A 13341-nucleotide genomic window follows, 5' to 3' on the forward strand; every position below is an offset into this window, starting at 1 on the left:
GCATGAGCCCATATGCCATTTCTCAATAGCCAAGGTAGGTAATGAGCGGCCTTGGTGGAAAGGATAAGCCACATGTCGCCTTCAAAAGACCATCTTTATAGTCGTGCACGGCAGCAACTTAGGGAGAGCTTAGAAAAGGTCTCTTCTGAAGATGCCATGCCTATATTACCTGCAAGCTGGGCGGCAAAAGCGGCGCGTGTCACTTTACCGGATATCGTGCAGGGCCCTCTGGTAAAACAGCAGTTAGATGAAGCGCTTATCAAAATCCAGCACTACCGCACTATCTATATAGAGTGGGGTTTTGCTTCGGTAGATCCGACTGGCAAGGGTGTGGTGCTGAATTTCTACGGACCTCCAGGGACTGGGAAAACGTTGACCGCAGAAGCTTTGGCCGGGAGTCTAGGTAAACCATTGATCAGCATCAGCATTGCTGATCTTGAGAGCAAGTTCATGGGCGACACGGCTAAAAACATTGTCCAGCTATTCAAGCATGCTACGGACGAAGGCGCCGTGTTGTTCTTTGACGAAGCAGATACGCTACTTGGCAAACGCCTGTCGTCTGTGACCCAGGGAGTCGACAATGAAGTTAACGCCATGCGTTCAACATTACTGATTGAACTGGAAAAGCACGAAGGGCTGGTAGTGTTCGCTACGAATTTTGCCAGGAACTATGATAGCGCATTTATTAGCCGTATCACTCAACACGTCAAATTTGAATTACCAGCAGCATTAGAGCGCCAAGCTATCTGGTCGCGTTTAATGGTGCCGGGTATCCCCCTCCAAAAGCGAGAGGCTGTTCTGGATGCTGTTGTCGGTTTGAGCGACGGGTTTTCCGGTCGCGATATACGAACTTGCATACGTTTAGCACTGCCGAAGGCGTTCGCTGGTAACGGTTCCCCTGAATTGCAATTAGTGCACCTGGAAGAGGCCATAAACCAGGTCAAAGCAACGCTTGCCGATCTTGCCAGTGATCAGCGAGCTCATAATCACGTTAAAACCGACGTCGCCAGAAAGCTTCTGGGCGTCAATTGAGGATCTATCCATGGGATGGTTTAGTTCGTTGGTGAGCGGTGTGGTGGGCACGGTTGCAAAAGTGGTTGAGGCCGTACCAGGTATCATGAAAAAGGCTAAAGAGGTAGCTGCGAAAACCATAGGTTGGCTAGCCGATGAAGCCGAGACGTTTGTGGGCGATGTACAGGCGATCTGGCGCACCGTAAAACCCTACATCAGCAAGGCTCGTAGCCTACTACAGGCGGCGGCAGTAGCCTTGCCTCATCCATGGGCTAAGAGTTTCGCATTGCTGATGGATCGTGCATTGGCATTTATTGAAAAGCTGGACCAACAGCCTCTGGTCCAATACCTGAAACACGGTGTGGAGTGGGTGGTGAAAATGGCCCGCCAAATTAAGGAAAAATGGCTGGATGAAGCTGAAATGGCGCAAGCTAAAGCAAACTCCGCAGCCTTTGACCAAGCCATAGCCTCGCGCGGGGCCTCTGACGCTGAGCGATATACGCTACGTGTATCAAAATTGATTAATGATTATTTACTGGTAAGAGCTCAGGTCAATACTGCTGTAAATGATGAACACATCAACGACTTCGAGCATTACTTACGCATTCGCGCTGCCCAGAAACTGCTAGGCGCCTATGAGAGGGTGATTGATGAGCTGAAAACCCTTGAGCAGATTGACCCGGACTTATTTTTCATCATTGAGGTATCGCAAGGCCTGCTCGCTGATGTGCCCCGGCTTAGCGGAGAGCAAACCGAGCGGCTGGACGCGCTAACTACCAAGCTGTTCGGCAAGCCCGTGGTGCCATTCATCTTTGAAGAAATGATCATTGCATGGGCGGTAGATGTAGAAAACCTCGATGCGCGCTGGGCTGAATTGAACAAGTCGTTGGCCATAGACAAGGTAGTGTTACGCCGCTTCGAAATGAGCCGTGAAATCGAGTCGCTTACTCCTGGGGAAGAGGAACAGGTAGCCGAGTTGAATGCGAGCACGAAAGCAAACTCCACTATTCTTGAAACATTGGCTAAAGCCAGCCGTGAGAAACGCAACTATGTATATGCGGCCGAAGGGTTTCTGCAATTGTTAGAAAAAGACGAGGAAACGCTGATTGCTGAAGATCGCGAATACCTTGCCGAGTTTGGTGCAGAGGTAGGGGTATTACTCATTGAGTGCGCTCAACAAGGCCGCCAATGGGAAACACTCGAAGAGCATGAGAAAGAGCTTATCACCGACTTTGCCAACATTTTTAAGGATGAGTGCAAGGCTCGCGGTACTGCATTCAAGGAAGTTGAGGTCACAGTATGATCACCGAAATCATCAACTTTCTAGTACCTACCAGCGAAGCGATTCAGGTTACTTTTTTCAGCATAATCACTACCGGCGTAGCGGTGGCCATTTTCTGGGTGTTGTTTACTGCCAGAGAGGCGGCATGGGAACGTAAATGGCAGGGAGGGGCTGCTGGCGCTGCTGAGAATGGATTAGACATCGAACATGGCTCAGTGAATGAGCTGAGCCAGGCCGTTGCCACTCGCGGTGAAAAAGTTGCGGCTATGATGCCTGGGCTGTTGCTTATTATTGGCTTGCTAGGGACTTTCCTTGGATTGGGCCTGGCGCTGGATAAGGCCTCGACCATCCTGCAGAGCAGTGGCAATTCCGTGGGTGCGATGGATGATTCCATGCAAAACCTGATGGCCATGATGCAGGGGCTGGGCACTAAATTTAAGACCTCAACCTGGGGGATTATTGCGTACATCCTGCTCAAGCTGTGGGAGTCTGGCAACGGCTTTGAAGAGCGACGGTTGAACTGGTGTATCAGGAAGATCAAGGCAGAACTAGGCCAGTATCGGACCCTGCGCGAGCAAGCGAAACAAGCCAGTGAGGACAAGCTTCAGGATTCGATTCGCGCAGCATCCAAGTTGATAGTGGCAACCCTGAATGTGCAGACAGAGAGCTTCAAGGCTGAATGGACCAGAGTAGCACATGCTAATAGCCAATTGGCTGATCGGCGAAATGAGCAATGGGTGCGGCATTTTGAAACTTTCAGCCAGCAGTTTGGCCAGCATGGCGCTGCTCTTGAGAAATTAGTCGAACAAGCAAGTCAACAGATAGCCTTGCTTCAGCAACATGCTGATCAGACCAATCAAATGATTGAACTGAGTGCAGGCACGCAGGCGCAACTTGAGAACTTTACACAGCAGAGCGGTGAGAACATCGCCAAGCTCAGTGATGCTGCTTCAACCATGCAGGACGCAGCAGCTCAGGTAGCCACGTCGTCTGATGGACTCAAAGGCGCAGTAAGCACCCTGGAACATGAGCTCAAGGGTACCCTTGATGCCATTGCGTCGAGTCTCAATATTACAATATCTCAAATGGGGCTGGAGCTTTCAACGGCAACGCAGGACATCTCCGAAAGTACTCAAGATATGAGCACAAAGCTTGGCATCGCGGTAGACGACATGAAGCTTGGCCTTGAACGTAGTGTCTCCCAAATGTCAAAGACCCTTTCGGGGGCGGCAGGTGATATCTCCGAAAACGTTAAATCATTAGGGGAAACGCTCAATCATGTTCTTGGAAAGATGCAAGAGGGGATGCAGGCTGCGTTTACCAACCAAGACAAGGCTTTAGGAGGGCTTGATCAGACCAGCAAGGGAGTCAGCGCTATGGCCGAGGAAATGAAAGGGCAGCTGACAAAGCTAGGAGAGGATATACAGGCAGGGTTACGCAGCATCAGTACGAGCACCCTGCAGATGAAAGGGCTTGTCAAAACGTTTGAGGCCTCATCAAAAACCTTACAGGAACTTCCTCACCGTCTGGATGCGGTATGCCATACCCTGACAGCAAGCTTTGAGATCATACCGAAAAAGATAGACGAGATCGCAAGCATCTTTAGTGCTGATGTCCGCTACAGCGAAGCCCTCGATTCATTGGTAAGAATGCCTACCTTAGTTAGCAGGGTCGTGCAGACTACACCAGTGCGAGGTGGGCTTGCCGAGTCCGCCCAGGAATCCTTGGTATGAAGGAAAAACCAAACGAATGGGTATCGATCTCAGACCTAATGGCAGGCGTTATGGCTGTGGTGATGCTGCTTTTAGTACTTTCGGTATTACAAAATAAATTTGCCGATATCAAGCGCGAACAGGAGAAAAACCAGGGCGCTCAGGCGGAACAGCAGCGCATGGCCGATATGCTCAAGGGCATGCAGCGCACCATGGAGCAAGATGGTGAGGCTGAGTTGGTCTCTTTTGACTTAGCTGGTTCAAAGATTACATTACGTGACCGCATCTTTGCTCGTGGTAGCGCCTGTGTTACCGAAGAGGCACGTCAAGCATTATCCCATCTGGGCGCTAAGGTAGCCGATTTCATTCGCGGCTCTGGACAGGCTCAGGTATTTGTAGAAGGCCATACTGACAATATACAGGTCTCAAGACCTGTTACGGACTTCTCAAAATTCTGCACGGTTTATGACGACAACTTTACATTATCTGCAGCCCGAGCGCGGGAGGCTCGTAAGCTATTGATTGCTTTACTCGATGAAGCGCAGGCAAAACAGGTGATCGTGGCTGGTTTTGGCGATTCTCAGCCTTTGCCAGGAATTGACCCAGGTGATGAGCGTAATCGACGAGTTGAGGTACAGTTCCTTAATAGAGGCTCGCATAAAATCTAGCGAGCTATACCGACAGGATAAAAGTCGTGTCAAGGGTAAACGCTCTGTCGACAGACTCGTGTCCTCCACCGGAAGTTCTCATTTCTGCCGTTCATCATTGGTAGTGGGCAGTGGTAGCAACTAAGCAGTAGTCATAAGAGGCGGCAAGTTGCCGCGAAGGAGTAATGATGCCCAGGCCCTTACCGCCCCTTACGTTCATCTGCCCTAACTGCGGTTGGTGTACCACTACACTGGGCTCGAGCGATATTGTGCGCCCAGGCATCGACATGTTTATGAGCTGCCCTGCGTGCCGGCACAAAGATCTGGAGCAGCGTCAGGCCACGCGCCTTGAGGTATTTTGTAAAAAAGCAACACTTACCTTGCAGCCAAAACGATAAGAACGATGCTTCTGCTGCGTAAGGGTATCTACCGTCCCTGTTGTTTGAAGCCTGCTGTATTTTATCTTGACCTAGTGAAGAGAATTTATCAGTGACATTGGAATATCTTGCTCAACTCCTGCATGACCACTTCCAGCCTAAGGCCCGTGATATCACACGCTTTGCTGGCACAGGATGTTCATTTGAGGACTGGTTCAACTGGGAGCAATTCAGCGCTTTCACTGCCAAGGGATTTGAATGCCAACCCAAGCCCGCTTATAGAACGGTGTTTGAGCAGCACGAGCTTGCATTGTTAGGTGACCTGATCATCTATGGGAAGGAAGGCACTCCCTGGTTGGTAGAAACCTCGTTGGTTCATGGATACACCCAGGACAAATGGCGCGCCAAAATTATTGCTGATCGGGAAAAGCTTCAGCGTGCCGAGGGCACAGGCGTACGTAAAGTGCAGTTACTGCTGATGTGCAGCGATGCAGAGCAATATCTGCAAAAGACATGGGCTTACTGGTTTGAAGCAATGCCATTCTGGTCCACGCCTGATGCTATAACGTGCTTTGGAGATGGAGAGCAGGGCGAAGTGTGCATGTTATTTTGGCAGGTTCAATAGCCCTGGTACAGGTCAGACAAGCCATGAGGTCTTAAGCTCAAAAGCGATCAGACCTCTTACCCGTATACAGGCACCTGCCCCTGATTGAGTCATCATCCTTTTGAACCGGCTATGCCTGGCTTTTAAACATGCTTGTGGTGGTATGCTGAAATACCTGACCTCTAATGGCTGGCCCAGCCATCACAACACGAAGTTAATTTGAAATCTCCCAGCCTCTAGCCGCATAGTATATATAGACTCTTTGACACCCTTATCCTGAGTGTATTCATTTAAGCCCTTACGCTGAGGGCTTTTCAGGAGTGGTTATTTCCAACGGATAGTTTTTAACCGCCCGGGGTGTAAACATCCTACACCCATAATCCTGAACTCGATGTCAGCCTCTTTCAAAGTGCCTTGTTGAATTTTAGATATAGAAAACACCATATAATCATTTATGCGTTTGGGATCAAATGATTCCAGGCCAATGACCTGTACCTTGGCAAGGTGTCTTGCATTACTAATTGGTGTCGTTGTTTCCACAATAAACGAAAGGTAGCGGTTTCTGAACCAAGTCTGCCGAATGAGCGTTATCAGATACGTATGATTTTCCATTGTATACGGCAACTCCTTTTATGAGTTGGCAGATCCTGGTATTAACCCACGACAAATTTTGAATTTATTCATAGTAGGTTCAGGCTAGTCGTTTAAGGTGGTCCACCGACGCGCCTGATAAATGCCAGATATACAAGATTTGGATAAAGTAATCATTGGCGGCAAAGAGCTAAATGCCCCAGAGTCCATTCAATAGACAAAGCCGATCGGGTGCTGGGGCAGGTGGCGCTTGTGCTTGACCTCTGCAAGGAGAGCACGTGCAAGGTCTTCGGCCGTAGCGAGTGGACTGAAGCGGGCCTGACGCAACACTGTGGCAAAATCACCCGGCGTCAGAAAGGGCTGATGACGCAGGCACAGGACCGCTGTCTGATCCGAATCCTCAAGGCCCAGGGCTTTCAGATGCTTGTTGAACAGGTTTTCTACCTGCTCCTGCTTAAGGTAACCAAAGTGGACTTTCAGATCGAACCGGCGCAGGGCGGCTTCATCGAAATCACCCATCAGGTTGGTTGAGGCAATGAAGAGTCCCTGATAGACCTCCATTTGCATCAGCATCTCATTGACGGCAGTGATCTCCCAGCTGTGCCGAGCCTTGTGGCGATCCTGCAGGAAGCTGTCCACTTCGTCGAGGAACAAAATGGCCTCATCGGCATGCGCCTGCTCAAATACGTGTGCCAGGTTCTGCTCGGTCATCCCCACATACGGCGAAACGATATCCGAGACGCGTCGTACGAGCAGAGGCTTGTTGAGCTCCTGTGCCAGCCACCGGCAAAAGGCGGTTTTGCCTGTGCCGGGCGGGCCATAAAAGCAAAGACGAGCCTCAGGATGTAGACGTAACCCCTCCAGCAGACGGTCCACCGAAACATCAGCGTTGATAAGCGCTGGTGAATAGAAGTCTGGCAGCGAGTAGCCAGCGTTATGCGCAAGAGCAGGGTGCCCCTGCGCCTTGAGTGTTGCCCCCACCAGAACCTCAACTGCCTGATCAAGATACTCGCCGTCTCGCAACTCCAGGCTACTGGCGACCCGATAGGCACGTTCGATAACTGCAGGTGTCATGTTCTTGTGTTCAGCCAGCCGTTGAATCAGCGCATCACTCAGACGATCATGGCTGCCGGCACGCACGATGCGTTCCCGCTGGGTCCTGGGCGGAGCGGACAGTTCGATAATCAGGTCATAGCGCCGTATATAGGCAGAATCGAGCTGGCTAATGCTGTTGGTCAGCCAGAAGCAAGGCACACTGTTTTCCTCAAGCATCTGGTTGATCCAGCTCTTGTGCACCGCATGCTGGCTGGAGAACGGAGGGCGCTGTTCGATAAACAGATCTTCAATCTCGTCCAGAAGCAGCAGCGCACGACGCTGACCCAATACAGAGGTAGCAGTACGCAGCGCACATAGGCGCTGGTAGGCATTGATGGGATCACCATGACTGTCAGTACAGGCAACTTCGTACAGCCTGGTATCCACTTCCCTGGCCAGTAGGCGGGCAAGCTCGGTCTTGCCGGTACCCGGCGGACCATAAATCAGGACGTTAACGCCCGTCTGCCCTTTGGCCAGCGCCTTTTCAAGGTACGATATGGCCAGCGCAAGGGGTTTCTGAATGTGGACATAGTCTTCAATACATAGCCTGGCGGAGCGGCTCAGCCGAAAGGTATGCTTGAAGAGGTCAACAGGGAGGCCATCATGGTATCGCAGTTGATTGAGCAGGTCCGTACTGGTAAAGATCAGGCGATTGCTCAGGTGAGCGGCATGCATGAAACCGGAAGAAACGCTTTGAGTGTTGATCTCGATTAGGCCAGTCCGGCACAAACGATTCTCCAGAGAAAAACAGGAGTGCAGGACCTGAAGGGAAGTACCTGTCAGGGTTGCGATTACCTTTAGCATTGACTGGTAGCCCATGGCTCCCAGCTGGTTGGCTGCGCTTTGAAAAATCGGATCGGTATGCAGAAGGGCACAAAGTCCCAGGATCTTTAGTTCAGTCTCGTCCAGCTCAAGCAGCTCACCTAACGCTGTCAGGTTGCTACGCAACTGTGTTGGAAAATCGGGGGCAGGGTAGGCCAAATCAAAGGCCTTTCGCTCTTGTTCAAGTTCGCGTAGCGCCAGCGGCGGGGAGTACTGACAGGAGTCAACAAGCCTGCCCAGTCCCAGTTCATGAGCAAGCTCATCATCATTCAGCCCGTGGGGCTGAAACAGATGGCGGTACCCATTGAGGTCAAGCATGAGTTGAAACGCCCACTTGATCGACAAGGCACAGGCATCAGGATTATGCGGACCAGAAGCACGAGACGTAACACTACTGGCAGGACGACGTACTGACATGTCAGGTTTCCTTTACTGCAGGAGCTCCAAGCCTGCCAGATCATTGCGTCAAAACATGTCGGAATAAACCGAAACGCTGACTGGCTGCAAAGCCATATGATCCGATTATTGACTTGTATACCTGACCAGTATCGATAAGCCCTGCCGTTTTCATTAGTGTCTCTATGAACATTCGTTGTCCATCTGATGTTGCATTTATTACTGGATGCCTTATCTCAAAATGCTGGACTGTTGCAAACTGGTCTTCCGGGCTATTTCTGGCCAAGGCCAACGGCTGGCGAAGTTTTGCCTGTGCTATGAGTTCACACAGGACCAGTGCCCTCCTGCTGAATACTGGCTGTCCTGGGGGTGCAGCGCTGTAGTCCGGAGAAAGGAGAAGGTTTTAGCATATATAAAAAGTTAGATTGTGCCGGCAGGGCGGCTTTGCTCTGCCAGCAGAAGGTAAAGGGTAATAGCGCAGTAAACTACTTTGTTTCTATTTATCAATCACCTGCAAGGATATCTGGCATGGCGCTTTTCAGAGCAGTACCTGAAAGCAGGCTGGGGGATGCAAACAAGCAGTACTATCGGTATGACACGGTACGCATTCCTAGTAATGTCCCTTATGTGATAGACAACCTCTGGGAATGGTTACGGCCGATCAATATGCCCTCCCGACGGCATGCGGTTTATGCAAGTCCTACACCGGAGCTGGCACTGGCAAATGCAAGCGCGCGCCTGGAAGAAGGTGACCGCTATATCGCCTGTAGGGTAGTGATAGAGCCCCAGGCAGTGAAAATAGCGCAACTGAGCGTCAGGGATGCAAGGGAGCACAAGGACATCCGTGCCATTATGGGATGGCTGGGCAAACACAGCACCCAGGTCACTGAAATTTCGACAACAGAAAAGCAGCGTCTCAGCATGCTATTCATGCCGGGGTTTCATCGAGATGAGCTGGAGGCGCTCAGACAGGAGCACCCCTTTGTGCAGCAGGTCTGTGAAAGCGCGCAGGAGCTTTCCACCTTCTGGAGTTCTGCACTACGCGAGCCGCAGGACAGCGAGGGTGAGTTGTTCTTTGAGCTGGCAGGCTCCCAGATCAGTTATGGACTCGAGAGGATCTAGCCGCGGCAAACCCTGTTACAGGTTACGGCAGGCGTCTGGGCAACGCTAACCTGTAACAGCTCCAGTACCGCAACAAAGCCCGGGGAAGCGTTGTCTGGTCTGGCGACAAGGGTAGCTGCTGTTCCGCTAAAGCTATCACGCGGTTGGCCGATAAGCTGGTAATCCAGTGGCTATCGAACCGGCTGTTCGTGTGATGCACGCCGGTAGCACTGTCAATTTTTCCAGAAAGGGACTTCCATGCAAGTACTCAACGGTACCTGGTTGTACTCGGCCTCCGATATTTGTTTCTTTCTGGAATGTCAGCATCTTACCGCCACTGATTTGATCAGTCTCGAGACTCCGCTTGCCCGGACCTTAGACAGTGATGAGATCAGGCTGATTCAGGAGCGCGGCCTTTCTCATGAGGCGGCATTTCTTGCTCGCCTCAGGCAGCAGTATACCAGCGTCATCGATGTTCCTGCCTTGGGGGCAAAAACCCTAGTAGACAAGGTCAGGCTTACCCATACGGCAATGCAGCGTGGCGCAGATATCATTTTTCAGGGAACCCTGCAGGATGGCGTTTACATTGGCCATGCTGATTTTCTGAAGAAAGTGCCGCAGCCCTCTGTTTTGGGTGATTACAGCTATGAAGTAATTGATACAAAACTGGCAAGGCTGCCCAAGGGAAAGTTTATTGTTCAGCTGGCCTTCTACTCGCGCTTGTTGGCCCGGGCACAGGGGTATACGCCCCGCCTGATGCATCTTGTTCTAGGAAGTGCTTCGCTGGAGGAAACCTCGTTTTTGGTCAGGGAGTATGCCGACTACCTGGACAGCATACTAGGCCGCTTTGAACGTTTTGTTTCTGCCGGTAAGCCGCCGGTCACCTATCCAGAGCCTTGTGATCACTGCCCTTTATGCCATTGGAGTACGCGTTGCCGCGAACAGAGGAATCAGGACGACCATCTTTCCAGTGTGGCCAGTATCAGTCGCTCGCAAATACGAAAACTACGTCTGGCCGGTATCAGGACCACAGAGCAGCTTGGTGAAATACCCGAATATTCAAGGGTTCCCGGGGTCAGCACCGAGTCCCTGGCAAGGCTTCGCCAACAGGCTCGTCTCCAGGTTCAGGAGCGCATAACAGGCATACCGGTATATGAACTGCTGGCGCAGGAGGCTGGGCGAGGACTTGGGCGTCTTCCCCGGCCGGCTGAAGGCGACCTGTTCTTTGACATGGAAGGTAACCCGCTTGAGCCCGGTGGTCTGGAGTACCTTTTTGGCCTGTATATAGACCAGGCGGGAAATCAATACTTCAAGTCCTTCTGGGCTCATTCCAGACATGAGGAAAAGCAGGCCTTTGAAGCCTTTATCGATTTTGTAACGCAGCACCTTGAGCAGTACCCGCGTGCCCATGTGTATCACTATGCCAGTTATGAGGAGAGTGCCTTGAAGCGCCTTATGGCCCAGCATGGCACACGCGAAGCGCAGGTGGACTGGCTGCTGCGCAATGGAAAGCTGGTGGACCTGTACAAGGTAGTCAGGGAAGCCGTACGTGTCTCGGCGTCCAGCTACTCCATCAAGGCCATCGAGCGGTTCTACATGCCGCCCCGTGACGGCGAAGTGACCACGGCAGGCGCAAGCATTGTGTTCTATGAGAACTGGAAGCTCTCCCAGGACGCTGATCTTCTTGAGAAAATCGAGCGTTACAACGAAGACGATGTCCGTTCTACTTATAAACTGCGTAACTGGTTGCTTGGCCTTGGACAACCTGGCACAACGGACTTTCAGCAGGCGACTCCGCAGGAGGAAAAGACTTTATCATCTCAGATAAGCCAGGAAATGACAGAGCATGAGCGCAGGCTTGAGAGCTATCGCCAGCGCCTGCTGGGGGCACTGCCCGATGACGAAAGCCTGTTGGATGCCGCTGCCTTGCAAATGGTCCTGATCTACCAGCTCCTGGACTTTTACCGACGCATGGACAAGCCCGTCTGGTGGGACATGTTCAGGCGTCAGGACATGACGTCTGACGAGCTGATTGACGATGCTGAAAGCCTGGCAGGGCTTGAGTACGTGGACACACTGCCGGCTCCGTTAGGCAATAACCATCTGTATCGCTATCGCTTTCCAGAACAGGAGACAAAACTGCGCGCAGGTTCGACAGGGATTATTGTTGAGACATTAAAGTCGATCAGGCTGCATGAGCTGGACAGCAATAACCGCCTGGCTACGTTTCGGTGCCCAAAGGCCAACCCGCCGCCTGAAGTCTTTGATATAGGGCCTGGTGCCCCGATCAACAGCAAAACCTTGCAACAGGCGCTGTTCCGTTATGCAGATGCGGTTTTGGAGGGCCAGTCTGCGTTTCGTGCCCTTGCTGACTTTCTAGGGCGCAGGCATCCGCGAGTCAAGGGAATACAGGCAGGCCAACCCTTGTTGGACAAGAATTTGCCGTTCATGGCAGCCATAAAGGGTGTAGTACACAATCTGGATGAAAGCACCCTTTTTATCCAGGGGCCGCCCGGCGCTGGCAAGACCTTTACCGGCTCTCATCTCATCCTTGACCTGCTGATGGCTGGTAAACGGATAGGGATCGCCTCCAACTCACATCATGCGATTCATAACCTGCTGGCAGCGGTCGAAAGCCGTGTCCAGGAGGCACGCTTCTCCTTTACCGGGCTGAAAAAATCAACGGGAGGAAACGATGAAACGCGGTTTGAAAGCCAGCATGTCAGCTCCATGGATAATGCGGCTGTTCTTATCAAGCGATGGCTGGAGCTAAAGACAGGATTAGTAGCTGGAACAGTCTGGCTTTTTGCTGACCCGCAGATGACTCAGACTCTTGATTACCTCTTTATTGACGAGGCGGGTCAGGTCAGTTTGGCCAACTTTATAGCGATGGGCATGTCGGCCAGAAATATAGTGCTGATGGGCGATCAGATGCAGCTCTCGCAGCCTGTCAGAGGGGTACACCCAGGCCGCTCGGGTGATTCAACACTGGATTATCTGCTTAATGGCAGTGCGACCATACCAGCTGAACAGGGCATCTTCCTGGCACAGTCGTGGCGAATGCACCCTGACGTTTGCCGGTTCATTTCCGAGGTAGTGTACGAAGGCAGATTGACCTCTGCGCCGGGAACCGAAAACCAGCAAATTCTGCCCTGTGCCAATCATCCTGAGATTCCAGCAACAGGTCTCTACTTTCATGCAGTAAGGCATGATGGAAATAGCCAAAGCTCAACGGAGGAAGCTCAGGCTGTCCAGGAGCTCTACCATCATTTTCTCGGGCGGTCCTTTCAGGACAGGCAGGGCAAGTCCTGGCAGATCGGTGCAGAAAATATCCTGGTTGTGGCGCCCTACAATCTGCAGGTTGAGCTGTTGAAGCGACTTTTACCACTCAATGCCCGGGTGGGTACTGTTGACAGGTTTCAGGGACAGGAAGCCGAGATCGTGATTGTGTCGATGGCTACGTCAAACGAGGACTGCCTGCCACGTGATATTGATTTCCTGTATTCCAGGAATCGACTCAATGTAGCCATCAGTCGGGCCAGGTCACTGACCTGCATTGTAGCCAGTCCGGATCTTGCAGCCATTCGCTGCAAAACACCTCAGGAGATGGAATTGGTCAATACGTTTTGCCGCTTAATGAAGGCAGGTAAGGCCGTTGCCCAGGTTTAGTCGGATATCCGAATTCGTTTGATCTGCTTTAGAG

General features: G+C 51.8%; 9 protein-coding genes. 7 read left to right on the forward strand and 2 right to left on the reverse strand.

Annotation, left to right across the window (positions count from 1 at the left end):
* Nucleotides 1-72 precede the first annotated feature (72 nt).
* From HMPREF1487_RS23250 to HMPREF1487_RS23270, 5 genes are all read left to right on the forward strand, one after another.
* Nucleotides 73-1032: an ATP-binding protein gene (locus HMPREF1487_RS23250; RefSeq protein WP_010799218.1), complete on the forward strand. Its 960-nt coding sequence runs from the start codon at nt 73-75 to the stop codon at nt 1030-1032.
* On the forward strand, nt 968-2314 hold the full coding sequence (locus tag HMPREF1487_RS23255) for a hypothetical protein (RefSeq protein WP_154982410.1): 1347 nt from the start codon (nt 968-970) through the stop codon (nt 2312-2314). The genes HMPREF1487_RS23250 and HMPREF1487_RS23255 overlap by 65 nt, the downstream gene beginning before the upstream one ends.
* The gene (locus HMPREF1487_RS26450) at nt 2311-4026 is read left to right on the forward strand and encodes a hypothetical protein (protein WP_010799220.1); all 1716 of its coding nucleotides are present in this window, start codon (nt 2311-2313) and stop codon (nt 4024-4026) included. Before HMPREF1487_RS23255 ends, HMPREF1487_RS26450 begins: the two co-directional genes overlap by 4 nt.
* Complete coding sequence (locus tag HMPREF1487_RS23265) at nt 4023-4673, forward strand: OmpA/MotB family protein (protein ID WP_010799221.1); 651 nt, start codon at nt 4023-4025, stop codon at nt 4671-4673. Before HMPREF1487_RS26450 ends, HMPREF1487_RS23265 begins: the two co-directional genes overlap by 4 nt.
* A 468-nt stretch (nt 4674-5141) precedes the next feature.
* Nucleotides 5142-5654 (forward strand): hypothetical protein, encoded by a 513-nt coding sequence (locus HMPREF1487_RS23270; protein WP_010799223.1) that lies wholly within the window; start codon nt 5142-5144, stop codon nt 5652-5654.
* Nucleotides 5655-5957: 303 nt separating this feature from the next.
* Here the strand turns inward: HMPREF1487_RS23270 and HMPREF1487_RS23275 are convergent, their stop codons facing one another.
* Together HMPREF1487_RS23275 and HMPREF1487_RS23280 are read right to left on the reverse strand one after the other, a co-directional pair.
* A complete protein-coding gene (locus HMPREF1487_RS23275; RefSeq protein ID WP_010799224.1) occupies nt 5958-6245 on the reverse strand; it encodes a hypothetical protein in 288 nt (95 codons plus the stop codon).
* Between the two features lie 189 nt (nt 6246-6434).
* Nucleotides 6435-8558, reverse strand: a complete 2124-nt coding sequence (locus HMPREF1487_RS23280) for an AAA family ATPase (protein WP_010799225.1) — start codon at nt 8556-8558, stop codon at nt 6435-6437.
* Between the two features lie 507 nt (nt 8559-9065).
* Here HMPREF1487_RS23280 and HMPREF1487_RS23285 point away from each other — a divergent pair.
* Both HMPREF1487_RS23285 and HMPREF1487_RS23290 read left to right on the forward strand, forming a co-directional pair.
* Nucleotides 9066-9659, forward strand: coding sequence for a hypothetical protein (locus HMPREF1487_RS23285; RefSeq protein WP_010799226.1), 594 nt, complete (start codon nt 9066-9068; stop codon nt 9657-9659).
* A gap of 237 nt (nt 9660-9896) precedes the next feature.
* Nucleotides 9897-13307: a TM0106 family RecB-like putative nuclease gene (locus HMPREF1487_RS23290; protein WP_010799227.1), complete on the forward strand. Its 3411-nt coding sequence runs from the start codon at nt 9897-9899 to the stop codon at nt 13305-13307.
* Nucleotides 13308-13341: the final 34 nt, after the last annotated feature.

The sequence above is a fragment of the Pseudomonas sp. HPB0071 genome, from assembly GCF_000478505.2.
In the GTDB taxonomy this organism is placed as follows: Bacteria; Pseudomonadota; Gammaproteobacteria; order Pseudomonadales; family Pseudomonadaceae; genus Chryseomonas; species Chryseomonas luteola.

Excerpts from the sequence above, each read along its gene's own strand:
- HMPREF1487_RS23250 (WP_010799218.1), top strand. The coding sequence starts at position 73 with ATGTCGCCTTCAAAAGACCATCTTTATAGTCGTGCACGGCAGCAACTT.
- HMPREF1487_RS26450 (WP_010799220.1), top strand. The coding sequence starts at position 2,311 with ATGATCACCGAAATCATCAACTTTCTAGTACCTACCAGCGAAGCGATT.
- HMPREF1487_RS23265 (WP_010799221.1), top strand. The coding sequence starts at position 4,023 with ATGAAGGAAAAACCAAACGAATGGGTATCGATCTCAGACCTAATGGCA.
- HMPREF1487_RS23275 (WP_010799224.1), bottom strand. The coding sequence starts at position 6,245 with ATGGAAAATCATACGTATCTGATAACGCTCATTCGGCAGACTTGGTTC.
- HMPREF1487_RS23280 (WP_010799225.1), bottom strand. The coding sequence starts at position 8,558 with ATGTCAGTACGTCGTCCTGCCAGTAGTGTTACGTCTCGTGCTTCTGGT.
- HMPREF1487_RS23285 (WP_010799226.1), top strand. The coding sequence starts at position 9,066 with ATGGCGCTTTTCAGAGCAGTACCTGAAAGCAGGCTGGGGGATGCAAAC.
- HMPREF1487_RS23290 (WP_010799227.1), top strand. The coding sequence starts at position 9,897 with ATGCAAGTACTCAACGGTACCTGGTTGTACTCGGCCTCCGATATTTGT.